General features: G+C 71.4%; 23 protein-coding genes. 8 read left to right on the top strand and 15 right to left on the bottom strand.

Features of this window, described 5'->3' with window-relative positions; translation table 11 throughout:
• Positions 1-247: 247 nt before the first annotated feature.
• Positions 248-976, bottom strand: a complete 729-nt coding sequence (locus FNH05_RS37905) for a hypothetical protein (RefSeq protein WP_186382449.1) — start codon at positions 974-976, stop codon at positions 248-250.
• 530 nt (positions 977-1,506) lie between these two features.
• On the opposite strand from FNH05_RS37905, the gene FNH05_RS08625 reads away from it, so the two are divergent.
• A complete protein-coding gene (locus tag FNH05_RS08625; protein WP_144586802.1) occupies positions 1,507-2,115 on the top strand; it encodes a hypothetical protein in 609 nt (202 codons plus the stop codon).
• Positions 2,116-2,261: 146 nt separating this feature from the next.
• Complete coding sequence (locus FNH05_RS08620; RefSeq protein WP_246127610.1) at positions 2,262-3,059, top strand: hypothetical protein; 798 nt, start codon at positions 2,262-2,264, stop codon at positions 3,057-3,059.
• 43 nt (positions 3,060-3,102) lie between these two features.
• On the opposite strand, the gene FNH05_RS08615 is transcribed toward FNH05_RS08620, so the two are convergent.
• Together FNH05_RS08615 and fdhA are read right to left on the bottom strand one after the other, a co-directional pair.
• Entirely contained in the window at positions 3,103-5,349 is a 2,247-nt protein-coding gene (locus FNH05_RS08615; protein WP_144586800.1) for a transglycosylase domain-containing protein, read from the bottom strand.
• Positions 5,350-5,518: 169 nt separating this feature from the next.
• On the bottom strand, positions 5,519-6,742 hold the full coding sequence (gene fdhA, locus FNH05_RS08610) for a formaldehyde dehydrogenase, glutathione-independent (protein ID WP_144586799.1): 1,224 nt from the start codon (positions 6,740-6,742) through the stop codon (positions 5,519-5,521).
• A 193-nt stretch (positions 6,743-6,935) separates the two neighbouring features.
• On the opposite strand from fdhA, the gene FNH05_RS37900 reads away from it, so the two are divergent.
• Positions 6,936-7,085, top strand: a complete 150-nt coding sequence (locus FNH05_RS37900) for a hypothetical protein (protein ID WP_186382448.1) — start codon at positions 6,936-6,938, stop codon at positions 7,083-7,085.
• Between the two features lie 46 nt (positions 7,086-7,131).
• On the opposite strand, the gene FNH05_RS08605 is transcribed toward FNH05_RS37900, so the two are convergent.
• Complete coding sequence (locus FNH05_RS08605) at positions 7,132-7,527, bottom strand: STAS domain-containing protein (protein ID WP_144586798.1); 396 nt, start codon at positions 7,525-7,527, stop codon at positions 7,132-7,134.
• A 209-nt stretch (positions 7,528-7,736) separates the two neighbouring features.
• On the opposite strand from FNH05_RS08605, the gene FNH05_RS39720 reads away from it, so the two are divergent.
• The 5 genes from FNH05_RS39720 to FNH05_RS08585 all read left to right on the top strand — a co-directional run bounded on the left by FNH05_RS39720 (position 7,737) and on the right by FNH05_RS08585 (position 12,990).
• A complete protein-coding gene (locus FNH05_RS39720; RefSeq protein WP_281287598.1) occupies positions 7,737-7,871 on the top strand; it encodes a hypothetical protein in 135 nt (44 codons plus the stop codon).
• Positions 7,872-8,136: 265 nt separating this feature from the next.
• On the top strand, positions 8,137-9,105 hold the full coding sequence (locus FNH05_RS08600) for a sigma-70 family RNA polymerase sigma factor (RefSeq protein WP_144586797.1): 969 nt from the start codon (positions 8,137-8,139) through the stop codon (positions 9,103-9,105).
• Between the two features lie 53 nt (positions 9,106-9,158).
• On the top strand, positions 9,159-10,088 hold the full coding sequence (ligD, locus tag FNH05_RS08595; RefSeq protein WP_144586796.1) for a non-homologous end-joining DNA ligase: 930 nt from the start codon (positions 9,159-9,161) through the stop codon (positions 10,086-10,088).
• Positions 10,089-10,243: 155 nt separating this feature from the next.
• Entirely contained in the window at positions 10,244-11,458 is a 1,215-nt protein-coding gene (locus FNH05_RS08590; protein WP_246127609.1) for a PucR family transcriptional regulator, read from the top strand.
• Positions 11,459-11,673: 215 nt separating this feature from the next.
• Positions 11,674-12,990 (top strand): PucR-like N-terminal domain-containing protein, encoded by a 1,317-nt coding sequence (locus FNH05_RS08585; RefSeq protein WP_144586795.1) that lies wholly within the window; start codon positions 11,674-11,676, stop codon positions 12,988-12,990.
• A gap of 126 nt (positions 12,991-13,116) precedes the next feature.
• Here the strand turns inward: FNH05_RS08585 and FNH05_RS08580 are convergent, their stop codons facing one another.
• From FNH05_RS08580 to FNH05_RS08530, 11 genes are all read right to left on the bottom strand, one after another.
• The gene (locus FNH05_RS08580; protein WP_144586794.1) at positions 13,117-13,686 is read right to left on the bottom strand and encodes a hypothetical protein; all 570 of its coding nucleotides are present in this window, start codon (positions 13,684-13,686) and stop codon (positions 13,117-13,119) included.
• A gap of 65 nt (positions 13,687-13,751) precedes the next feature.
• The gene (locus FNH05_RS08575; protein WP_144586793.1) at positions 13,752-14,804 is read right to left on the bottom strand and encodes an MCE family protein; all 1,053 of its coding nucleotides are present in this window, start codon (positions 14,802-14,804) and stop codon (positions 13,752-13,754) included.
• On the bottom strand, positions 14,804-15,811 hold the full coding sequence (locus tag FNH05_RS08570) for an MCE family protein (RefSeq protein WP_144586792.1): 1,008 nt from the start codon (positions 15,809-15,811) through the stop codon (positions 14,804-14,806). The genes FNH05_RS08575 and FNH05_RS08570 overlap by 1 nt, the downstream gene beginning before the upstream one ends.
• Positions 15,811-16,821, bottom strand: a complete 1,011-nt coding sequence (locus FNH05_RS08565) for an MCE family protein (protein WP_144586791.1) — start codon at positions 16,819-16,821, stop codon at positions 15,811-15,813. Before FNH05_RS08565 ends, FNH05_RS08570 begins: the two co-directional genes overlap by 1 nt.
• Complete coding sequence (locus FNH05_RS08560; protein WP_144586790.1) at positions 16,821-17,810, bottom strand: MCE family protein; 990 nt, start codon at positions 17,808-17,810, stop codon at positions 16,821-16,823. The genes FNH05_RS08565 and FNH05_RS08560 overlap by 1 nt, the downstream gene beginning before the upstream one ends.
• Positions 17,807-18,832 carry an MCE family protein gene (locus FNH05_RS08555; RefSeq protein WP_246127608.1) on the bottom strand — a complete coding sequence of 342 codons (1,026 nt, stop codon included), beginning with the start codon at positions 18,830-18,832 and terminating at the stop codon, positions 17,807-17,809. Before FNH05_RS08555 ends, FNH05_RS08560 begins: the two co-directional genes overlap by 4 nt.
• Positions 18,829-20,004, bottom strand: coding sequence for an MCE family protein (locus tag FNH05_RS08550; protein ID WP_144586789.1), 1,176 nt, complete (start codon positions 20,002-20,004; stop codon positions 18,829-18,831). The genes FNH05_RS08555 and FNH05_RS08550 overlap by 4 nt, the downstream gene beginning before the upstream one ends.
• Entirely contained in the window at positions 20,001-20,795 is a 795-nt protein-coding gene (locus FNH05_RS08545) for an MlaE family ABC transporter permease (RefSeq protein WP_144586803.1), read from the bottom strand. Before FNH05_RS08545 ends, FNH05_RS08550 begins: the two co-directional genes overlap by 4 nt.
• Positions 20,796-20,844: 49 nt before the next feature.
• Positions 20,845-21,627, bottom strand: coding sequence for an MlaE family ABC transporter permease (locus FNH05_RS08540; protein ID WP_144586788.1), 783 nt, complete (start codon positions 21,625-21,627; stop codon positions 20,845-20,847).
• A complete protein-coding gene (locus tag FNH05_RS08535; protein ID WP_144586787.1) occupies positions 21,627-22,370 on the bottom strand; it encodes a hypothetical protein in 744 nt (247 codons plus the stop codon). The genes FNH05_RS08540 and FNH05_RS08535 overlap by 1 nt, the downstream gene beginning before the upstream one ends.
• Before the next feature lie 308 nt (positions 22,371-22,678).
• Positions 22,679-23,054 (bottom strand): AMP-binding enzyme (locus FNH05_RS08530; protein WP_425458427.1); only part of this gene is annotated, 376 nt, incomplete at its 5' end.

Raw genomic sequence — 23,054 nt, 5'->3', positions numbered from 1 at the left:
GTATCGCCAAAAGCCCGGGCGCGGCGGGGAAGGCGTGAAGACCACCGTCACGGCGGGGGCGCCGCGACGATGGCCTTCACTACTGAGGAACACCAGAGGATGATCGGTGCGGGGACGACGGGTTCCCCGCACCGGTGTTGCCCGCGGGTGGCACCGGGCTGTGGCGGACCCGGTACCACCCGCGTCGTTCCGGCAGGCGGACCACCGAACGGTGACCCGCAGGCCGGACCGCTTCACGGGGTGCGGCTCACGAGCCGAGCAGCACGCCCAAGGTCCCGGCCAGGCCGAGCGACGCGCTCGCGGCCGGCTGCGCACTCGCCACGCTGGGCGTGCTTGCCGCGGTCGGCGTGCTTGCCGCGGTCGGCCTGCTTGCCGCGGTCGGCGTGCTTGCCGCGGTCGGCCGAATCGCCGCGGCCGGGACAGCCGCCCCAGCCGGGACAGCCGCCGCAGCCGGGACAGTCGCCGCGGTCGGGACAGCCGCCGCGGGCTGCAGGCCGGCACCCGGCAGACCCGGCACGCCCGGCTGGATCACACCGCCGGGCAGGCCAGGCACGCCGGGCAGGCCGGACAGACCCGGCAGACCGGACAGGCCCGGCAGGGCCGACAGACCCGACAAGGCCGACAGGGGCGACATGCCCGGTACGCCCGGCACAACGGCACCGGGCCGGAGCGCCGAGGCAGCCGGTACTCGCGCCACCCCCTGCGCCTGGCCTGGGACCGGCGTGGCCTGCGGCTTCGCCTGACCGTTGGCCAGGTTCTCGCTCACGGGGGCGCCCAGCGGGTGCGGCCGCGCCGCGTTGACGGGGGTGGCACCGGTGGTCCCGGCGCTACCCCCGGCGATCGTGTCGGCCGAGGCGGGCCAGGCCAGTCCCAGTGTGGCGGCCACCGCAATACCCAGGGCCGCCATCCCGCGCACGGGCGCCCGCTTCCTCCTCGTCCAGGCCACGCACTGGGCCCAGGTAACTGGTTTGTCCATTCTCTTCCTTCCCTGAATTACCGACGGAGCCGCAGTAGCCCCGAAAAACGCAAGCGCAACAAAGACCACACCGTTCACGGCCTCTACGCATCCGGAAACCGAGGCAATGGGGAGCGGTCCACTCAGCGGTGTGACGCACGATCGGGACGCCATCGCAATAAGCGTCCTTTGTGGACATGCAACCGGAAAACCCTTGCCATCAAGCAGTTTTGAGAAGCAGAACACGATTGTCCTTTAAGGACCAAAAGGAGCACCGGAAGAGGTGGTTTGCCTCGCCATTCCCGCCAGCAGGAAGGGCTCGCGCACCGGCGGGGCGCCGCTGTGATCGCGGGAACCGGCCTGCCGCCGAGAGTGCCGAACACGCCTGCCCCGGGCGGGAGCGGTCACCGCCGCGAGTGCGCCGCAGGCGCGTCCCGCCGTGCCATGGCCCAGCGACTCCTGCGGAAGCGAAACACCCGTTGCGGGCGAAACCCAGCACTGACCCGACCCCACCTGACCTGCCCCGGTACCGCTGCGCGAGACTTCTCGCCGTGCCGGATCGAGAACAGCCCCCCGCCGGGGGCGACACGGACCGGCCGCGAACGAGGACGCTGACCACGGTGCTGGCCGGCTTCGACGAGGGCCGGGCGGCCCGGTTTCGCGGTCTGGTGCTGGGTGAGCTCGTGCGGTCGATGCGGGCGGCGCGGGCTCCCGGGGTGGTGCACCTGTTCCTGCTGCCACCGCGCCCCGGCCGCACCCGGTTCACCCTCTACGAGACGACCCAGCCGATCAACCTCGAGGTGCCGGTGCCGGAGGCGATCCGCCAGGTGGTCGAGGCGTTGCACGAAGCCGCCCGGGACCCCCGGCAGGTCGCCGGGGCCGACACGGGCTGGCGTGAGGTCGACGCCGGAGCCGATGCCTTCTACCTCGGCTCCGGGGCCCGGTTCGCCCACCCCGCTCCGCACGGCTCGACGGTCGCCCGCCTCGTTGACCACACCGCCCTGTCGGTGACCCTGCAGGGCGATCCGCCCCGGCTCGCCCTGCAGGCGTCCGCGCCGGTGGTCTTCCAGGAACGGACCTACCCGGTCACGCCCGACATCCCGGCCGTCCAGCAGCCGCCGTTCGTGCTGATCGACACCATCGTCCGCTTCCTCCGCTAGGACCTGAATCGAAGCGGCGGAGCCGCCGGCGGTACGGCGCGGCGACACCCCCGCGTGGCGGAGGAAGGTGCGGTCGTTTCCACAGCCGGTTCTCAGGCATCTCGGGTTAGCTGGCGATGGCCGTGGCGACGAGGAGGAGGGGCCTGGTGCGCATTCCCCGCTGGGGTCTCGTGGTGCTGGTGCTGGCGGTGGTCACCGCGGGCACGGTCTGGCTCGTGCTGAGCACGCGCCGTCCCCCGGCACCGGGCTGCACGGTGGCCAGCGCGGACAACGCGGACCACTGGGCACTGACCCCGGACCAGGCCCAGAACGCGGCCACCATCGCCGGGGTCGGGCTGCGCAGCGGCATGCCTGACCATGCCGTCACGGTCGCGCTCGCCACCGCGTTCCAGGAGTCCAAGCTGCGTAACCTCACCGGCGGCGACCTCGACTCCGCGGGGCTGTTCCAGCAGCGCCCCAGCCAGGGCTGGGGCACCTACGCCCAGGTCACCGACCCGATCCACGCCTCGGAGTCGTTCTTCCGCCGTCTGCGCGCCCAGCCGAACTGGGCGCAGCTGACCGTGACGGAGGCGGCCCAGCTCGTGCAGCGGTCCGCCGCCCCCGGGGCCTACGCGCAGTGGGAAGCCGAAGCCCGCGCCCTCGCCGGAGCGCTGACCGGGGAGACCCCCGCCGCGCTCACCTGCCACAACCTGGTGCTGGCCCCCTCGGCCGGCGACCTGGCCGCCACCGCGTCCGCCGAGCTCGGCACCAGCGCGGTGAGCGGGGCGCACGAGCGCGGTCAGGGCTGGAGCCTGGCCTCGTGGCTGGTGGCGAACGCGGTCCGGTTCGGGATCGACCGGATCGCCTTCGACGGGCAGACCTGGACGGCCGCCACCGGCGCCTGGACCGGCGGCGGTCCGGCCGACGGAACCCTGAACCTGCACCGGCTCCCCGTCGGCGCCTGAGCGGTCACGGGCACCGCCACGCGAACCACTTCCCCCACACGCCCTACCCGTGCACCGGGCGGTGGCGGCTCGTGCTGGTCGGGCTGACCGAAGTCGGGCAGTCGGGCAGGCAGGTCGGCGGCGTGGGCCAGTGCGGCCAGCTGAACGGCGGGCGTTGCCAGCTCGAGCTCGGCGGCTCCGAGGTCGGCGAGGGCAGGTCACTGGTCGGCTCGAGGGTGTCGCTCGTCGGTGGCGGCGGCTGGGTGGTGCTCGGGGCCATCCCGGTGATCAGGGACACCTCGGGGAACTGCGTCACCGGCTTCCCGTTGAGGTAGGCGTCCATGAAGGCCTGCCAGATGTAGCCGGGTTCCTCGCGCCCGTAGACGTCGTAGCCGTGTTCCCTGCCCTTCCCGTTGTGGTAGTTGCCGTAGATCGCCGCGGGTTGTTTCTTGTTGCCGAACCACACCGCGGTGACGATCTGCGGCGTGTAACCCACCATCCACGCCTCGGAGTTATGCCCGGTGTTGCCCAGCTGCGCCGTGCCCGTCTTCGCCGCGACGGGCCGGTCCCCCGCCAGCCCGTCCCCGGACGACGACGCGACGTCGCTCAACGACTCGGTCACCGTACCCGCGATGGCGGCGTTGGTCGCGGGATCGGAGTCGAACGCCGGTCTGGGCGGGGTGGTGAACCCGTAGAGCTGGCCGCCGTCGGCACCGGTGACCCTGGAGACCAGGTGAAGCGGCACGTACTGGCCGCCCGAGGCGAAGGTGGCGTAGCCCTGGGCCTGGTCCAGCGGCCGCACCGGGTACTGGCCGATCGAAATGCCCAGTTCGGTGGTGCCGGTCCCCCGGCCGGTGGCGGGGTCGTCGTTCTGCAGTGAGTCGAACGGCACGCCGAGCGCGGGCGTGATCTGGCGCGGGATCCCCGCGTCCCACGCCGCCTGGCGCACCGCCTCGACCCCGACCTGCGCCCCCATCCGGTAGAACACCGTGTTCACCGACTCGGTCATCGCGTCCTTGACCGTGATGTGCGGCGAACCCTCCCCGTCGGAGTTGTGCACCGTCTGCCCGGCGATGACCTGGTTGTCGCTACCGTCGTAAACGGTGTCCAGGCCGATGTTCTGCGGATCGGCACGCAGCCCCGCCGCCAGGACGTACGGCTTGAACGACGAACCCGGCTGCTGCGGGGTGGTCGCCAGGTCGTAGGTGGTCGAACCGTCCCCACCGTAGTAGGCCAGGATCTCCCCGGTCACGGGATCGGCCGAGACCAGCGCCGACCCCTCGTCCGGATACTCCTTGTCCGCGGCCATGATCCGGCCCACCGAAGCCTCGGCGTCGGCCTGCGCGTCCGGCCGGATCGTGGTGTAGATCTTCGCCCCCGAGGTGGTCAGCTGCTCCTCGTTGTAACCGTGCTGCGCCAGCTCCGCGAACACCTGGGAGACGATGAACTGGCGGTCGGACAGGCTCGATCCGCCGTTCGCCCCGTCGGGGACCGGGGTGGGGAACTGCGCCGAGTCGTGCTCGGCCTGCGTGATCCAGTGGTTGGCCAGCAACCGCCCCATCACGTAGGTGAAGCGCTTGTGCTGGTACGCCTCGTTGTTCGCCTGGCCCGGCAGCTGCACCAGACCGGCCAGCAGCGCGGACTGCTCGGTGGTCAGCTTGCTGACGTCCTCGTCGAAGTACGCGTGCGCCGCGGCCTGCACCCCGTAGGCACTTCGTCCGAAATAGACGGTGTTGAGATAGGCGGTGAGGATGTCCTCCTTCGAATAGGTCCGGGTCATCTTGTACGACTCGACCATTTCGACGAACTTGCGCCTCAGCGTCGGCGAATCGTTGCCCGTGGCGTTCTTGACGTATTCCTGCCCGATGGTCGAACCACCCCCGGTACCCCCGGTCAGCCGGTTCCACACGGTGCGCGCGATGGCCTTCAGGTCGAACCCCGAGTTCGTCATGAACGTCTCGTCCTCGGCGGCCATCTGCGCGTTCTTCATCGTCTGCGGGATCTGGTCCCAGGTGACGAGCTGGTGGCTCGCCGGGCCGGACCGGGCGTAGAGCATCGAGCCGTCGGCGTAGTACAGGGTCACCGGCTGGTTCTCACTGGCCGCGAGCGCGTTCGGATCGGGCACGCTGACCAGGAAGTACGTGATGACGAAGGCCACCACCGGGCCGAGCACGGCCAGCCCGGCCAGCACGTACAGCGTGCGCCGCACCCGCCGCCAGATCCGCTTCCGGCGCCGCCGCCCTTCGGCGGAACCGGCCTCCCGGCCGGTTTCGTCCCGGCCGCGTATTTCGCGCTCTTCTCCGTCCGTCACGAACCGAACCTCCGCCCCTGTGCGCGTCCGCCCGCGCGGATCCGTCCGGACACCCTAATGTACGACCCGCTTTCGCAGGCACCGGGAAAAGGGCGCAGCGGTGAAGGGTCCCTTCCCGGTCGATTCGACCCGGAAGGGACCCTTCACCGCTTTGGCCGGCGGCCGGGCGTCAGGAGGAGGTGTGCAGCATGTTGTGCGGGTCGAGGACGTACTTGCGGGCGGCCCCCACGTCGAATTCGTGGTATCCGCGCGGCGCCTCCGACAGCGGGATCGGGGTGGCGTTGACGGCCTTCGCGATCTGCACCCGATCGTTGAGAATGGCCATCATGAGACGGCGGTGATAGCGCATCACCGGGCACTGGCCGGTGGTGAACTCGTGCGATTTCGCCCAGCCGAGGCCGATCCGGATGGACAGCGAACCCACGCGCGCGGCCTCGTCGGCCGCTCCGGGATCACCGGTGACGTAGAGGCCCGGGATGCCCAGTGCCCCGCCGGCCCGGGTGACGTCCATCAGCGAGTTGAGCACCGTGGCCGGCTTCTCCGTACCCGCTTCACGCCCGTGCCCGCGGGCCTCGAAGCCGACCGCGTCCACACCGCAGTCCACCTCGGGCACGCCGAGGATCTGTTCGATCTGGGCCTTGGGGTCGCCCTGCGACACGTCGACGGTCTCGCAGCCGAAACTGCGGGCCTGCGCGAGCCGGTCGCCGTTGAGGTCACCGACGATGACCACGGCCGCGCCGAGCAGCTGGGCCGAAGCCGCCGCGGCCAGGCCCACCGGGCCCGCTCCCGCGACGTAGACGGTGGACCCGACGGTGACACCGGCGGAAACACAGCCGTGGAACCCGGTGGGGAAGATGTCCGACAGCATCGCCAGGTCCAGGATCTTCTCCATCGCCTGTTCCTTGTCGGGGAACTTCAGCAGATTCCAGTCCGCGTAGGGCACCAGCACGTACTCGGCCTGCCCGCCGACCCAGCCGCCCATGTCGACGTACCCGTACGCCGAGCCCGGCCGGTCCGGGTTGACGTTCAGGCAGATCCCGGTCTTGCCCTCCTTGCAGTTGCGGCACCGCCCGCAGGCGATGTTGAACGGCACCGAGACGAGGTCGCCCTGCTTGATGAACTCGACGTCCCGGCCGACCTCGACCACCTCACCGGTGATCTCGTGTCCCAGGACCAGCCCCTCCGGCGCGGTGGTGCGGCCCCGTACCATGTGCTGGTCGCTGCCGCAGATGTTGGTCGCCACGTTCTTGAGGATCACGCCGTGGTGACATTCGCGGCCGACGTTGGCCTGGTTCACTCCGGGCCCGTCACTCAGTTTGAAGGTCGGATAGTCGATGTCCTGTACCTCGACCGAGCCCTTTCCCACGTAGGCCACGGCCTTGTTTCCGGTCATGGATGCAGCCACCTCGTTTCGTCACTGAACCGGGGGCGGCGGCGGACGTGAGTGACGCCCGTCACCACGTACAGCCAGCGTAGGCCGGAACGACCGTTTCAGCCGGGCGAGCAGCGGGCCGGCACCGGCGCCGGAGAAGGCCGCCGCGGACCGCGCCCGTTTGCGCGCCGCCCCGGCCGGGTAGGCGGGGGCCATGACGTCTTCCGAGGACCAGGCGACCGGTGGCCACAGGCGACGTCCGGACGACAGTGAGTCGCCGGAGGAGCAGCGGCAGGTGCGGCGCGGCGAACAGGGCACCTCGACCGGCGACCCGCACAACGACGTGGACCCGCAGTCGGGATGAGGGAGCCCCGGTCAGGGACGCGATCAGGCGGTGCGGCGAGCGCTGATCACAGGGTGGCGAGGGCGTCTTCGTAGCTGCGGTAGAGCGGCAGTTCGCCCGCCAGCCCGGTCACGGCGAAGGCCCGGTACGCGTCGCGCGAAGGCGCCACGATGCGCAGGAGGCGCCCGGGTTCGAGTTCGCGATGCAGGTTCACCAGTACCGCCAGGCCCGACGAGCCCAGGAACCCGACACCGGCGAGATCCACCAGGAGCACGCGGTCCGGCGAGGAACGCAGCTCGTCCAGGGCGCGAGCGAGTTGCGGCGCGGTGGCCATGTCGAGCTCGCCCGAGACCTCGAGCACGGCCTGGCCGGGGTTCGGCCGCCGCACCCGCAGGCCCAGCGCGCCGGCCGGCGGGCGCTGCCCCGGCACCGGACCGGTGGGACGGAACTCTTCGCGGCTCATGGCAGCTGCCCCCTTCTGGGTAAGCCGGCCGGCACGGGAAACTACTGCCGAAGGACGGCTGTGGGCTCAACCGCGCAGGTGCAGCCTAATGGTGATCTCACTTTGCGCAACCAGCCCGGGTGACGGTTCACCCCCCAAAGCGGGGAGTTTTCCACGCCGTAACCCGGAAACCCCTCGCCCAGGCATTCCGCGCGCGCAAAGGAGTGATCATGGAAACCGTCCGGCCTACCGATCCCGCCCTGCTGGAGACCCAGCGTGAAGGCTCCGACGGCGAGTCACTGCCGGAACAACGGCTGTGGGACGACGCCGAATTCGAGCCGACCATCGTGCGGGGACGCGAATAGGCCCCCGGGCAGGCCACGGCGAGCCGTGACGGGACCCCCACGGCTCGTATCGACCGTGAGGGGACCCCTCACGGCCCAGCGCATGCCCGGCGCATCTCACCCGTTCCGGGTGAAATCGCGACGGTCCGTGGCGACCGGTGGACGGCGACCAGGACGAACAGGGGGCCGGCGGGCGGATGTGCTCGCGGAACGTGACCGATGCGACGGAATGCCACCACCCCACTCACCGTTGAACCAGGCAGATCCTCAACGGGGGTGAAAACCATTGTCGAAAGTCACCACAACCGCGCCCTCCCGGCGGGCGCAGCCGCGGACCGGTGAACCGGACGCCGTGGGCAGCTACCTCAATGCTATCGGCGCCATCCCGCTGCTTTCGGCCACCGAAGAGGTCGAGCTCGCCAAGCGGATCGAGGCCGGTGTCTACGCCGCGGAACTGCTGCGGCGGGCCGACGCCGGTGAGCAGGAGCCTGCCAGGGACCGGCGGGACCTGGCCGCGGTGGTGCGCGACGGCGAACGGGCACGCAGTCACATGATCCAGGCCAACCTGCGCCTGGTGGTGGCCGCGGCCCGGAAACGGCGCGACCACATGCTGCCGCTGGGCGATTTGATCCAGGAAGGCAACCTCGGCCTGATCCACGCGGTGGAGAAGTTCGACTACACCAAGGGCTACAAGTTCTCGACCTACGCGATGTGGTGGATCCGGCAGGCGATCCAGCGCGGCGTGGCCTTCGGCGGACGCACCATCCGCCTGCCGGAGCACACCAACGACCAGCTGCTCAAGCTCGAGCGGGTGGAGGCCGCCCTGCGGCGGGACCTCGACCACGAGCCGACCGTGGCGGAGCTCGCGGAGGCGGCGTCCCTGCCGGTCGCGCGCGTGAGCGAACTGCGGGACGTCGGCCGGGTCGCGGCGAGCCTGGACACGCCCGTCGGCGACGACGGTGACACCGATCTGGGCGAACTGCTCGGCGACATCGAAGCCGACCCGGTGGGCGAGGCGATCGAGCGGCAGGCCTCGGCGGCACGGCTGGCCGAGGTGCTCGACAGCCTTCCGCCGCTGGCGAAGAAGGTCCTGACCCTGCGCTACGGGCTCTACGACGGCCGCGAGCGCACGCTCAAGGACACCGCCGAGCACGCCGGGGTGACGCGGGCGCAGGCACGGCGGCTGGAGGAAGAGGCGCTGGCCCGGCTCCGCGAACCCGAGCAGCGCCGGTCCCTGCTGGCACTGGCAGGCTGACCCGCCGCCGCGTTTCGCGCGCCGGAAGGAGCCGCCGGCGCTAGGTTCGGTCCATGGCGCAGGATTCCGCGGTGGACCTCGAGGTCGGCGAGCGCACGGTCCGGATCACGCATCCGGACCGGGTCTATTTCCCGGCCCGCGGCGAAACCAAGCTCGACCTCGCGCACTACTACCTGTCGGTGGGCGAGGGCATCGTGCGTGCCCTCCGGGACCGGCCGTGCATGCTGCACCGCTACCCGTCCGGGGTCGCGGGGGAAAAGGTGCACCAGAAACGGATCCCGCAGGGGGCTCCGCCGTGGCTGGAGACCGTGCGGGTGCACTTCCCCCGCTACCACCGCCATGCCGACGAGTTGTGCGTGACCGAACTGGCCGCCGTGATCTGGGCGGTGCAGATGTCCACCGTCGAGTTCCACCCCTGGAACTCGCGGCGGGCCGACACCGAACGGCCCGACGAATGGCGCATCGACCTCGATCCGGGTCCCGACTGCGGATTCGACCGGGTGCGGCGGGTCGCGCACGTGGCCCAGGAGATCCTCGGCGAACTGGGCGCGACCGGCTGGCCCAAGACCTCCGGGGGCCGCGGCCTGCACATCTCCGTGCGGATCGAACCGCGCTGGGGTTTCCCGGAGGTCCGGCGAGCCGCGCTCGCCTTCGCCCGGGAGGTCGAACGCCGGGCCCCGCGCGACGTGACCACCACGTGGTGGCGCAAGGACCGCGATCCGGCCCTGGTGTTCGTGGACTTCAACCAGAACACCCGCGACCACACCCTCGCCGCCGCCTATTCGGTGCGCGGCGTGCCCGAGGCGACCGTGTCCACCCCGATCACCTGGGACGAGCTCGACGACGTCGAACCCGGCGACTGCACCATCGCCACGGTTCCCGGCCGGTTCGCCCGCCTCTCGGACCTGCAGGCGGGTATCGACGAAGCGGTGTACTCGCTGGACACGCTGCTGGAATGGGCCGGGCGCGACGGCCTCGAATAGCGCCGGGACCGTTGCCGCGCCGGTGTGAACCGCAAAACGACCGGGCCACACCGGAATTCGTCGGCATCTGACAATTTCCGCGCGGATCGATTCCCGAGAGCGCTTTCCTCGTTCACCACCATGACGAACCGTCGTAACATCGACGATCTCCCACGGTGACGAAAGGTGGTCAGGCCCTGGTCCGCAACCGCAACGCCGAACTGCTCGCGTCCGGCCCGCGCTGGCTCTCCCTGGAGCTGCGCCCCCACGCCGGCCGCATCGCGGCCGCGATCATGCACGAGGTGCAGCGCTCCGTCCCCGCCTATTCCCGGCCGCTGACCGGGACCTTCGGCAAGGTCTTCTCCGAGGGCTTCGAGGAGGCAGTGCGCCACGTCATCGACAGCATCGGCAATCCCGGCATCGTGCACAACGAATGGGTGGAGATGTTCCGCACCCGCGGGCGTCTGGAATACCTCGAAGGCCGCAGCCTGGACTCACTGCAGGCCGCCGCCCGCATCGGGGCCAGGGTCGCGTGGCAGTACGTGGCCCCCGTCCTGCGGCGAGCGGGCGCCTCGCCGCAGGTGCTGGCCCACTCCGCGGAGATCATCTTCGCCTATGTGGAGGAGCTGTCGGCCACCGCATTGGAGGGCTACAGCGAAACCCAGGCCCTGGCGGGCGGCACCATCGAGCGGCGCCGCAAGCAGCTGCTCGAACTGCTGCTGTCGGACGCGCCGACCGCTCCCGGCGCGCTGGACGGCATGTCGCGGGGCGCGGGCTGGCCCTTGCCGGAGCAGGCCGCGGTGGTCGCGCTGGAAGGCTCCGGCGGCACCGCCGACTTCCCCGTCGAACTGCTCGACGACGACGTGCTCGTCGACCTGGAAAGCAGCACCCCGTGCCTGCTCACCACCCGGCCCCGGGGGCAGTTGCTGCCGTTGTCGGGGCGCTGGAACGGCTGGCGGGCGGCGGTGTCCCCGACCGTCCCCCTCGCCGACATCCCGGCCGCGCACCGCCTGGCGCGCCGCGCGCTGTGCCTGCTCCCACCGCCCGAGTCCGACGCGCCCATCCTGTGGTGTGCCGACCACCTGGCCGAGGTGTGGCTGCTCGGCGAGGAGTTCCTCGCCACCGAGCTGCGCCGCCGCGCGCTGCACCCGCTGGACTCGCTCGGTGACCGGCAGCGGGAGCGGCTCGGCCAGACCCTGTTGGCCTGGCTGGAAACCCGCGGCGGCGCACCGGAGATCGCCCGGCGTCTGCGGGTGCACCCCCAGACGGTACGGGCACGGCTGCACCAGTTGCGGGAACTGTTCGGCGGCCGGCTGGACGACCCCGACGAGCGGTTCGGCATGCTCCTGGCGCTGCGCACGGAACTACTCGCCGCGGCGGGCGGGACGTGAGAGTTGTCAGGCGGGGACGAAAGCCGGGGCGCGCAGGTGTCACCGCACTGCGGTGCGTTGCGCCGATCGCACGTTCGCCCTGCTCCGAGCCTGCACAAGATCCTTGCCAAGGCGGAGACCGGGTGCCATGTTGTTGCTCCCGGGAAGACCCGCCAGGAAAAAGTGATCTGCTGCGACGGCAGCGCCGCCCGTTTTCGTTGCGATCAGAGGTAAAGATGGTCACCGATGCCGGTACCGCGCGCCCGGCGCGCAGACCTGTCCCGCGTCCCGACGCCCGACGGGACACGGGTTCCCACCCGAGGCGGTACCCGCCCGAACCACGGCGGCCCGAAACCGTCCTCGGCGCCCCCATCGGCCGGGCCAGCAGGCTGTGGGCCTCGCTGCCCCGGGAACTCGCTCGCGCGTTCCGGCCGCACGCCGACGCGCTGGCCGGGGAAATCCTGCGCGAAGTCCAGCTCGCGGTGCCCGAGTACGCGCGCCCGCTGGAGGGACCGTTCGGCAAGATGATCATGCGGGGGATCCAGCAGGCCGTGCGGCACTGCCTGGACAACCTCGGCAACCCGTCCGCCCCGCAGGAAGGCTGGATGAGCCTCTTCCGCCATCTGGGCAAGGTGGAGTTCTCCGAAGGCCGGTCCCTCAACCAGTTGCAGACGGCCTACCGGGTCGGCGGCCGGGTGGCGTGGCGCTACATCGCCGGGGTGAGCCAGACGCTGGGCCTGTCCACCGAATTCCTGTGCGTCGGCGCGGAGGCGATCTTCTCCTATGTGGACGAGATCTCCGCGCTGTCGGTGCAGGGCTACGCCGCCGCGCAGGCCAGGGCCGCGGGCACCAGGGTGCGGCAGCGGCGGCAGCTGCTCGAACTGGCGCTGGCGGACCCGCCCGCCTCCCCGAAGGCGATCGCCGCGCTGGCCGTCACCACCGGCTGGCGGATCCCGGACCGGATCGTCGCGGTGGCCCTGGAACCGCGCGACGACCAGCATCAGCTCGAACCGCCCGAACTGGACAGCGAGATCCTGATGGACCTCGAGGGCAAGCAGCCCTGCCTGCTGGCCGAGGAGAGCCTGCTGCCCGCGGGCTACCTGGAGGCGGCGCTGCGGGGCTGGCGCGCCGCCATCGGTCCGGCGGTGCCGTTCACCGACGCCGCGGTGTCGCTGCACTGGGCCCGGCGGACCATGGAACTGGCTTCCCGGTCGGTGATCGAGGCGGGACCGGTGGTCCGGGCCACCGACCATCTCGCCGAGTTGTGGCTGCTCTCCGACGAGTTCCTGATCCGGGAGCTGATCCGCCGCTGCCTGGCGCCGCTGGCCGATCGCACCGAAAAGCAACGGGAGCGGCTCGGCCGGACCCTGCTGGCCTGGCTCCAGTCCAGCGGTACCGCCCCCGACATGGCCGAACGGCTCGGGGTGCACCCGCAGACCGTGCGGTACCGGATGCGGCAGCTGGAGGAGCTGTTCGGCGACCGGCTCAACGATCCGGAAAGCCGGTCGAACCTGGAGATCGCCCTGCGTGCCCAACGCCTGCTCGCCCCCTGAGCGCCTCACTGCCTTGTTGTCCCACCCTCGTGCCGAACGCCGTGAAGGGTCCCTTCACAGTCGAATCGACTGTGAAGGGACCCTTCACGGCAAACACTCACCGAACTTTGCCGGGGCCCCTCACGGCTAGGCGGTGTCGAGGTTGCGGCAGTTGGGGGCCTGGGTGAACGCCTGGGCGAGTTCGGGGTTGTCCTTGAGGTCCTTGGTGGGGCCGTCCGTGGTGCCGAGCCGCTGGAAGGCCGTGCTCGCCTCGCGGACCGCCTGCTCGAAGGTGGCCTGGTCGGTCACCGCGGCGGCGGCCAGCTTCGCCTTCGCGGTGTCCACTGAGGACTTGCTGGCGTCGAGGGTGCTCATCGCGCGCTCGAGCGTGGCCTGGCCGTCGTGCACCGGCGGCACGCCCTCGCGCTGGATTCCGCCCGCCAGTTCGGTCAGCGCCTCCGACAGCGAGCCCAGGTAGGTCACCAGGCTGTCCTTCGCCCTGGCGGGGGCGGACGGGTCGACGGCCGGCAGTTGCGACAGTTTCACCCCGCCGGCCCGCACCACCTCGCACACGTGATCGGACCAGGTCACCGCGGCGCTGTTGACCGCGGCGGCCCCACTGCCGGAAGCGCCGGAGGCGTCCTGGTGGGACGAGCAGGCGGCGAGGGTGAGTGTGGCGAATCCGGCCAGCGCGGCGGCGAGCGGGCGGGGTCTCATCTTCGGTCTCCTTCGGGGTGTCCGGGATTGCGGTGGAGTCTGTGGAGTCTGTGGAGTCTGTGGAGTCAGTGGCGGCAGCCCGCGCCGGTGTTGAGCGGGGCCGGTGCGGTGTCCAGTCCGTTGCGGTAGCGGGTGCCCTGGTAGCCGTCGGTGCAGGGCAACGGGTCGAAGAACGTCGTGACCAGGCCGAATCCGGCCTTGTCGCCGCCGATCACGCCCTCACCGACGGAGACCGCCTGGGGGGCGGCCACGAGGAGCCGCTCCACCCCGTCCCGGCGGGACAGGAACACCTGCGAGGTGGTGAGCAGGTTCGCCAGCAGTGCGGACAGGTTCGGCCCGGTCTCCCGCAGCAGGGCGTCGATCTGCCCGGCCGCGGCCGGTGCCGACGACAGGATGGTGGACACGTCGCCGTCGGCCGCCTTGAGCGTGGCGGCGATCCGTTTCGCGTCGGCACCGAACGAGGCGATGGCCTGGGCGTTGGCGGCCTGGGTGGCCAGCACGGTGTTCGCGTCGGTGATCAGTTGCTTCGTCTGCGGCAGGTGGTCGGCCGCCTCGCGGGTGAAGCTGGTGGTGGCGTCGAGCAGCGCCTGCAGGCTCGGACCGGTGTCCCGCGTGGCCTGGTACAGCTCGTCCACCACGGTCCGCAGGTCCTCCCGGGGCACGGAGGAGACCAGCCGGTCCAGGTCCACCACCAGTTGCTCGTTGGGCAGCGGCAGGGCGCTGCGGGCCTGCGCGATCACCGAGCCGCCGGTCAGGTAGGGCGCGCCGGAGCGCCGCGGCCGCAGGTCGAGGTACTGCTCGCCCACAGCGGACCGGTTCGTCACCACGGCGTCGAGATCGGCGGGCACGGGTGGGGCGCCGGCGTCGATCCGCAGCTCCGCTTCGATCCCGCTGCCGGTCAGGTGCAGCGGGCCGACGCGGCCGATCGGCACGCCCTGGTAGGTCACCTCCGCATTGGTGAACAGCCCGCCCGCTTCCGCCAGCTCGGCGCGGACCACGTATCCGCCCGCGCCCAGCCAGCGGTCGAGCCCGGCGTAGCGGGCGCCGACATAGCTGACTCCGGTCAGTGCGATCAGCGCGAACACGACGACCTGGACACGGATCTTCCGGGTGAGCATCAGCCACCTCCCAGCGGCAGCGGCGGCCCGGTGCGGGCGTGGTAGTCCAGATAGAGGTTGAGGTAGTCGCCCTTGACGGCGTCGAGGGCGGAGTCGGTGAACGGGAAGGTCAGCAGCAGCTCCATCGCCTCCGGCAGCTTCCGCCCGGCGTCGTTGAGCTTGCGCAACGTCGGTTCCAGTGCGCGCAGGTCGGCGAGCAGATCATCCTTGCTGCGGGTGACGGTGTCGGTGGCCACAGAGGACAGTCCGCCCACCGCGTTCACCATGCCGACCAGCTGGTCCCGCTGCCGGGCCAGCACTTCGATCCCCGGGCCGAGGTCGGCCAGCACCCCGGCGATCTCGTCCGAGCGCCCGGCCAGCGACCCGGACAACCGGTCGATGTTCCGCAGCGCCCGGGTGATCTCGTCCCGGTGCTGGTCCAGTCCGGCGGTGAAGGTGTCCAATTCGGACAGCAGTGCGCGGACGGCGGGCTCGCGCCCGCCGAGCGCGGTGCCGAGCTCGCGGCTGATCTGCTGCAACTGGCCCACCCCGCCCCCGTTGAGGAGCATCGACAGCGCGCCGAGGACCTCTTCGATCTGCGGGTTGCGGTTGGTGCGGACCAGCGGGATCCGCGCCCCGTCGCCGAGTGTCCCCGCGGGCTGCTCGTCGCCCGGGGCGGCGAGTTCGACGAACTTCTCCCCCAGCAGGCTGCTCTGGCGCAGTTCGGCGGTCGCGTTCGCGGGCAGCCGCACGTCCCCGTTGACGGTGAGCGTGACCTCGGCGGTCCGGCCGTCGTCCGACAGCCCGATTCGTTCGACCCGCCCGACCGGCACGTCGTCGACCTGCACCGCGGACTGGGGCACCAGATCGAGCACGTCGCGGAATTCGGCCGTGACGTGATAGGGGTGATCACCCAGTTCCGCCCCGCCGGGCAGCGGCGTGGCATACAGGCCGCCGAAGGAACAGCCCGTGGTGAGGGTGCACAGCGCGGCCAGCGACAGGGCCCGGCGGGCGAAACGGCGGCGCATCAGTTGCTCCCCCCGCCCGGCAGCGGCAGGACGGGTGGGCCCATGCTGAACTCGTTGAGGTCGGCGCGGGTGTCGACGGTCGCGGCGGCGGGATCGTAGGCGGCCAGCAGGCGGTTCATCGCCACCGGTGCCCTGCTCAGCGCCTCCGACAGCGAATCCCGCTGCCGCGCCAGGGTCTGCGCGGTGCCGAGCAACTTGTCCACATTGGATTTCACCCGCGCCCGGTTGTCCCGCACGAAACCCTGGATCTGCCCGAGTGCGCCCGCCAGCTCGTTCAGCGCGCCGCCGAAGGTGTCCCGCTCCCCCGCCAGGTAGCCCGAGACCTGCGCCAGCAGGTCGGCGAACCGGCCGATCTGGTCGTCGTGGGCGGCCAGCATGGCCGTGAACCTGCCGATGTTGTCCACAGTGGAGAACACGTCGCCCTGGGAATCGCGCAGGGTGACCGCGGCCTGCCCGAGCTGCCGGACGGCGTCGCCGAACTGCTGCCCGTTGCCCGCCAGGTCCTTCGCCAGGCTGCCCAGCAGGTCGTTGAGCGCCCCGGCGCGGTTGGCGCCGTCCGGGCCGAGCGCGGTGGTGAGCCGGTCGAGGCTGCGGAACAACTGGTCGACCTCGACCGGCACGGCGGTGCGCGCCACCGGGATCACCGAGCCCCCGGCCAGTTCCGGCCCGCCCGTGTAGGCGGGGCTGAGCTGCACATACCGGTCGCTGACCAGGCTGGGGGTGACCACCAGCGCCCCGGCGCCCGCCGGGACCGGCACCTGCGCGTCGACCGACAGCTCCACCCGCACCTGCTGCCCCTGCGGTTCGACCCTGTCCACGCTGCCCACCGGGACGCCGAGGATGCGGACCTCGGATCCGGCGTAGATCCCGACCGCGGTGGTGAAGTAGGCGGTGAAGTGGCGGGTGCGCGCCGTGCCGTGCACGACGACCACGGCCGCGGCGGCCAGCAGCACCACGATGGCGGCCAGCGCGGCGAGCCGGGACCGCCGTGGGTGCCGGAAGATCTTCATCAGTGCCCTCCTCCCGGTTTCGGGGGCATGCAGCCCGTCGTGCCGGTGGCGACGAGCCCGCACACGTAGGTGTCGATCCACGCGCCGTTGCCCATGGCGTCACCGACGAGGCGGTAGAACGGCCCCGCCAGGCTCAGGCTGCGGTCGAGCGTGTTCTGGTTGCGCTGCAGCACGTCGGTGACCCGGTCCAGCTGTTCCAGCGCCGGGCCGAGCCGCGCGGAGTTGTCGTCGATCAGCCCCTTCACCTGCTGCGCCAGGCTGCGCGTGCCCTCCAGCAGGCTGCCGATCGCCTGGCGGCGGCGCTGGAACTCGCCCAGCAGCACGGTTCCGTCGCTGATCAGCTGCGCCACCTGGTCGGTGCGCTGGGCGAGCACACCGCTCACCTTCGCGGTGCCGGCGAGCAGTTGCTTCAACTGCGTGTCGCGGGAAGAGATGGTCTGGGACAGCGACGCGAGTCCGGTCAGCGCACCGCGCACGTCCTCGGGGGTGGTGGCGTCGAAGGTCTGGGACAGGGAGCGGAAGGCGTCGGCGAGCTTGCTCGTGTCCAGCTGGTCGACGGTGGTGGCCAGATCCCCGAACGCGTCGGTGACGTCGTAGGGGCTGACGGTCCGGGCGAGGGGAATCGGAGGGGCCGGGTCCTGGTCGTGGTCGCCGCGGGGATCGAGCGCGAGGTCCTTCGCCCCCAGCACCGTCTTCAGGTGGATGGCGGCCACCGTCTGGTCGCCGACCCACGCGTCGTCGACGCGGAAGGTGACCTCGACGTGATCGCCCGCCAGTGCCACCCGGGTCACCTTGCCCGCCTTCGTCCCGGCGATGCGGACCTCGTCGCCGGCCTTCAGCCCGGCCGCCTCGCCGAACTCCGCGGTGTAGGTGGTCCCGCCGAGGCCGGGCAGGTCGTCCCAGAACAGCGTGAGCAGGGCGGCGACCAGCAGCAGGACACCGGAGACCAGTCCGATCCGGACCGGACTGCGGGAACGGAACGACCTCATCGACGGCACCTCGCCTCGGTCACCGGAACCCCGGCCGGAGCGCCGCCGGGAGCGGGAGCGGCGTCCGAGGACACCGAGCACAGGTAGAAGTTGAGCCACGAGCCGTAGGAGGCGATGCGGCCGATCGCCTCGTACTTGGCGGGCAGGTGGCCGAGGAACTTTTCGAATTCGGGGGTGTTGTCGGCCAGGGTCGCCGACAGGGTGCCCAGTGCGTCGATGTCGGCCCGCAGCGGGGCGCGGCCGTCGCGGAGGAGATCGGCGGTGCTGCCGGTCATCCGGCCGATCCCGTCGATCGCCTCCCCGAGCGGCTTGGCGTTGGCGGCCAGTCCCGAGACCAGTTGCTGGGTGACCTGCAGCAGCTGGGAAAGCCTGCCGTCCTGGGCGTCGACCCGGTCGAGGACGGTGTTGAGATTGCCGATCACCTCCCCGATCACCTGGTCCTGGCCCGCCAGTCCGGTGGTCAGGGAGGCGGTGTGCCGGACCAGGTCGTCGACCGTGCCGCCCTCCCCCTGCAGTACTTGCACGATCTCTCCCGCGAGCTTGTTGACGTCGGCCGGGGACAGGGCCTGGAACAGGGGTTTGAACCCGTCGAACACCGCGGTCAGGTCCAGGGCCGGATGCGTGCGCTCGAGGGGGATCAGCCCGCCTTCCGGCAGGGTGCCGCCGGAGAACGGGGCGCTGCCCTGCTCCAGCGCGATGTAGCGCTGGCCGATGAGGTTGCGGTACTTGACGGTGGCCTGGGCGGTGGCGGAGATCCGGCGGCCCCGGTCCACGGTGAAGGTGACCTCGGCCAGGCGCCGGTCCACCAGCCGGATGCGCTCCACCTGCCCGATCCGCACCCCCGCCATCCGGATGTCGTCCCCGGGGTTCAGCGAGGTGACGTCGGTGAAGCGGGCGCGGTAGGTGCTGGTCTCGCCGCCGGAGTCGTTGGCGATGGTGAGCCCGAGCACCACCGTCGCGAGCACGGCCACCACCGTGAACACGAGCCCCTTGAACAGCGGGCCGGTCAGTCCCCCTCTCACCGCAGCGTCACCTCCGTTCCCCTCAGCACGGGCCCGGCGAGCAGTCCCGCCCAGCCCGGGATCTCCTGCGGCGTCACGCCTTCGGCGCCCGCCAGCAGCTCCGTGATCAGCTGTTGTCCCGCCGGGGCGCCCGCGGGGGCCGGGGACCCGCCGGACGCGCACTGCGGCCCGCGTCCGCCGGGCGGGACGGCGGGTCCCTTGGGCGGCTGCCGGACCTTGATCTCCACGTGCAGGCCCGGTTCGGCCGTCCCGGCGCCGAGCACCTTGTCCACTTTGGGCTTCAGCCGGGCCGCGGCCTCGGCCAGGCAAGGGAATTCGGGGGCGTACTCGGCGAACAGGCGCAGCGTGGGCAGACTCTCCGAGGACAACGCGACCAGGGTGTGGCCACTGTCGTTCAGGAAACGGGTGGCGTCGTTCGCCGTCGCGGTGACCGAGGCGAACAGGTCCGCGAGGTCGCCGCGCTGCCGGGTGAGCGTGCCCGCCGTGGTGCGCAGGTCGTCCAGGGCGTCCACGATGTCCGGTGCCGCCGCCGTGTAGGCCTCCGCGGTGTCGGCCAGCTTCGAGATCGCGCCGCGCAACTGGGGCAGCTCCGGGTTGAGCTGCGCGAGATAGTCCTTGAGCGTCACCAGCGTCTCGCCGAGCGACCTTCCCCGCCCGTCGAGCGCCTGCGCGATCGCCCCCAGCGTGCCGGCGAGTTTCTGCGGCTGGACGGCCTGCAGCACCGGCAGCAGGTCCCGCAACGCCGTTTCCACCTCCACGGCGGGCTTGCTGTGGTCCTGCCGGATCACCGTGCCCGCGGCGATCGGCCCGGCGGGCCGCTCCGGCAGCACGAGGCTCACATACCGTTGCCCGAACAGGGTTTTCGGCAGCAGCCGGGCCGAGACGTTGCCGGGGATCCCGGCCGCCTGGCCCGGATCCAGGGCGAGGCCGACCTCGACCCCGCCCGGCTGGACCTTCACCTCGCGCACCGAACCGACCAGCACCCCGCGCACCTTCACGTCCGCGTTGGCCTTCAGCTGGGTGCCCGCCCGGTCGGCCAGGAGCACCACGGAAACCACCGGCGTGAACCGCTTCTGGTAGCCGGCCACCGCGAGCCAGCCGAGCACCGCCAGCAGGACCAGGAACACCAGCCCCAGCGCCTGGTAGCGCCACCGCCTGCCGCGCTCGCTCATCCGGCCACCCGCACGGTCGTGGTGGCACCCCAGATCACCAGGCTGAGGAAGAAGTCGAGGATGCTGACCACGACGATCGAGGTCCGCACCGAACGGCCCACCGCGACCCCGACCCCGGCCGGGCCGCCGCTGGCGCGGTAGCCGTAGAAGCAGTGGGTGAGGATGATCGCGACGCTGAACACGAACACCTTCACGAACGACCACACGACGTCCCCCGGCGGCAGGAACAGGCTGAAGTAGTGGTCGTAGGTGCCCGGGGACTGGCCGTAGACGAACACCGTGGTGGTGCGGGCGGCGAGGTAGGAGGTGAGCAGCCCGACCACGTACAGCGGCACGATCGCGACGAGCCCGGCGATGACCCGGGTGGTGACCAGGTAGGGCATGCTGCGCACGGCCATCACCTCGAGCGCGTCGATCTCCTCGGAGATCCGCATCGCCCCCAGTTGCGCGGTGAACCCGGAGCCCACGGTCGAGGACAGCGCGAGCGCGGCGACCAGCGGAGCGATCTCGCGGGTGTTGAAGTAGGCGGACAGAAAGCCCGCGAAGGCCGAGGTGCCGATCTGGTCGAGCGCCGAAAAACCCTGCAGCCCCACCACGGTCCCGGTGAACACGCACAGGCCCACCATCACGCCGATGGTGCCGCCGATGACGGCGAGCGCGCCGCTGCCGAAGGCGACCTCGGCCAGCAGCCGCACCACCTCGCGCGAATAGCGGGTGAGGGTCCTCGGGGTCCAGGCCAGCGCGCGGAGGAAGAACGCGAGCTGGTCGCCCAGCCGCGCCAAGGCGTTCATCGGCCGCTGGGCGGTGAGCAGCCGGTGCTTGCCGCCGACAGTGGTCAACTCAGGCTCCCTTCGCCGGCACGAGCCGCAGGTAGATCACGCTGAACACGAAGTTGACGAAGAACAGCAGCAGGAAGGTGATCACCACGGACTGGTTCACCACGTCGCCGACCCCCTTGGCGCCGCCCTTGGGGTGCAGGCCGCGGTAGGAGGCGACCAGCCCGGCGAGGAAGCCGAACGCGACCGCCTTGATCTCGCCGATCCACAGGTCCGGGAGCTGGGCCAGTGAGGAGAAACTGGCCAGGAACGCACCCGGCGTGCCGCCCTGCACGAGCACGTTGAACACGTAGCCGCCGCTCACCCCGACGAAGCCGACCATCCCGTTGAGCAGCACCGCGACCACGGTCGCGGCGAGCACCCTCGGCACCACCAGCCGGTGCACCGCCGAAACCCCGAGCACCTCCATCGCGTCGATCTCCTCGCGGATGGTGCGGGAGCCGAGTTCGGCGCAGATGGCCGAACCGCCCGCGCCGGCCACGACCAGCGTGGTCACGATGGGGCTGGCCTGCTGGATCACCGCGAGCACGCTGGCCGCGCCGTTGAACGCCTCGGCGCCGAGCTGGCTGGTCAGCGAGCCGAGCTGCAGGGTGATCACCGCGCCGAACGGGATGGACACGAGCGCGGCGGGCAGGATCGACACGCTGGCCACGAACCAGAACTGGCGCACGAACTCGCGCCACTGCACGGGCCGCCGGAACATCGCCACCAGCACGTCGGCGCCGAGGGCGCACAACTGGCCGAACTGGGCGGCGGCCCCGCGCCCGAAGGAGACTCCCGCGCCCATCAGCCGATCCCGACCGTGGTGAGCGTGGTCTTCATCGTGTTGCCCGGGCCGGAGATCAAGCCGGTCATCAGCGGGTCCAGGTCCTCGCCGACGCCGCAGCCGGTGAACGGCGGAATGTCGAAAGTGGACTCCAGGGTGGACTTGGCGCCGGGGGTCAGCGCGGTCTGCCCGCGCATCGGGATCACCAGCGGGGAGCGGGTGCGGCAGCCGGGGCCGACCGCGATGGGCTGCCCGTCCTCGGCGACCTCGCTGAGCTCCAGGTACACCCGGACCGTCACGTCGATCTTCGGGGTGAGCAGCCCGCCGCTGATGTCGGCGGTGCCGGTGGCCTTCCCGTCCTGCGGCAGCGCGACCCGGCTGGTGACCGGCATGAACCGGAAGGCGAGGAAGTACCCGGGGGTGGCGGGCAGCGAGAGATCCCCCTCGATGCGGATCGTCGTGCCGTCGCCCTGGTACAGGCCGGCGTCGAAGGTGCCCTGCCGCAGCACCAGATCCGAGCCGAGCCTGGCGATCCGGGAGGTCCCGTCGACGAGGAACTTCGCGGTCAGCAAGGGCCCGCCGGGCTGGGCCGCGGCGGTGTTCGCGGTGTTCGTGGTGTTCGCGGTGTTGCCGGTCGCCGCCGTGCCCGCCGGTGAGCCGGTGACGGGCGCGGCGTTCGCCGCGGGCAGCACGGCGGCCGCGGTCACCGCACCCACCGCGGCGGCGGTCGCACGCAGGACGCGAAAGGCACCGGACGGCTTCATCAAGTGATTCCCGGCGGGGTGAGGGGAAAGAGGACGGCGGCGACGTTACCCACGCCGGTCCGGCCCCGGCAATGCCTTTCCGAGGCGGTCCGGAAATCGGGTTCTTCTTGTCACGGCGATGCGTGAAAAGCGCGACGTCCACTGTCATCCCGGAATCGGACCGCGAGGATTTTGTCATTCACCTCCGAATTCGGCGGCCGGTTTTCTGTCACCCCGGGACGAGAAAGGGCCGCCGTGAGGCGTTTCCCACGGCGGAGTCCGGCGGCCCGACCCCGTTGCGGCCCCGGCCAGGCAGCCCCTGGGGCGGCTCAGGGGGTGATGGTGCCGCCCGCGTACCAGCCGCTTTCCAGCAGCACCCGCTTGAGCACCTTGCCGGTCTGGGTGCGCGGCAGATCCGCCACGAACACCACGTCACGGGGCACCGCGAACCGCGCGACCCGCCGCCGGACGTGTTCCCGCACCTCGTCGGCGTCGAGCGCGGCACCGGGCCGGGCCACCACGAAGGCGACCAGCCGCTGCCCGTACTCGGTGTCCGGCACGCCCACCACGGCGGAATCCTCCACCTCCGGCAGCGAAGCCAGCGCCTCCTCGACCGCCCTCGGGAACACGTTCTCTCCCCCCGAGATGATCATGTCGTCCGCGCGGCCGGAGATGAACAGCCGCCCGTCCGCGTCCAGGTAGCCC

The sequence above is a fragment of the Amycolatopsis rhizosphaerae genome, assembly GCF_007713715.1.
Lineage (GTDB): Bacteria > Actinomycetota > Actinomycetes > Mycobacteriales > Pseudonocardiaceae > Amycolatopsis_E > Amycolatopsis_E rhizosphaerae.
Note: the sequence above shows the minus strand (reverse complement) of the source record. Positions and strands in the feature narration are given on the sequence as shown.

Bases quoted from the DNA above. Each gene is read 5' to 3' on its own strand.
- FNH05_RS37905 (WP_186382449.1), bottom strand. From the start codon at position 976: ATGGACAAACCAGTTACCTGGGCCCAGTGCGTGGCCTGGACGAGGAGG.
- fdhA (WP_144586799.1), bottom strand. From the start codon at position 6,742: ATGACCGGAAACAAGGCCGTGGCCTACGTGGGAAAGGGCTCGGTCGAG.
- FNH05_RS37900 (WP_186382448.1), top strand. From the start codon at position 6,936: ATGACGTCTTCCGAGGACCAGGCGACCGGTGGCCACAGGCGACGTCCG.
- FNH05_RS08605 (WP_144586798.1), bottom strand. From the start codon at position 7,527: ATGAGCCGCGAAGAGTTCCGTCCCACCGGTCCGGTGCCGGGGCAGCGC.
- FNH05_RS39720 (WP_281287598.1), top strand. From the start codon at position 7,737: ATGGAAACCGTCCGGCCTACCGATCCCGCCCTGCTGGAGACCCAGCGT.
- ligD (WP_144586796.1), top strand. From the start codon at position 9,159: ATGGCGCAGGATTCCGCGGTGGACCTCGAGGTCGGCGAGCGCACGGTC.
- FNH05_RS08585 (WP_144586795.1), top strand. From the start codon at position 11,674: ATGGTCACCGATGCCGGTACCGCGCGCCCGGCGCGCAGACCTGTCCCG.
- FNH05_RS08580 (WP_144586794.1), bottom strand. From the start codon at position 13,686: ATGAGACCCCGCCCGCTCGCCGCCGCGCTGGCCGGATTCGCCACACTC.
- FNH05_RS08575 (WP_144586793.1), bottom strand. From the start codon at position 14,804: ATGCTCACCCGGAAGATCCGTGTCCAGGTCGTCGTGTTCGCGCTGATC.
- FNH05_RS08570 (WP_144586792.1), bottom strand. From the start codon at position 15,811: ATGCGCCGCCGTTTCGCCCGCCGGGCCCTGTCGCTGGCCGCGCTGTGC.
- FNH05_RS08565 (WP_144586791.1), bottom strand. From the start codon at position 16,821: ATGAAGATCTTCCGGCACCCACGGCGGTCCCGGCTCGCCGCGCTGGCC.
- FNH05_RS08560 (WP_144586790.1), bottom strand. From the start codon at position 17,810: ATGAGGTCGTTCCGTTCCCGCAGTCCGGTCCGGATCGGACTGGTCTCC.
- FNH05_RS08550 (WP_144586789.1), bottom strand. From the start codon at position 20,004: ATGAGCGAGCGCGGCAGGCGGTGGCGCTACCAGGCGCTGGGGCTGGTG.
- FNH05_RS08545 (WP_144586803.1), bottom strand. From the start codon at position 20,795: ATGAACGCCTTGGCGCGGCTGGGCGACCAGCTCGCGTTCTTCCTCCGC.
- FNH05_RS08540 (WP_144586788.1), bottom strand. From the start codon at position 21,627: ATGGGCGCGGGAGTCTCCTTCGGGCGCGGGGCCGCCGCCCAGTTCGGC.
- FNH05_RS08535 (WP_144586787.1), bottom strand. From the start codon at position 22,370: ATGAAGCCGTCCGGTGCCTTTCGCGTCCTGCGTGCGACCGCCGCCGCG.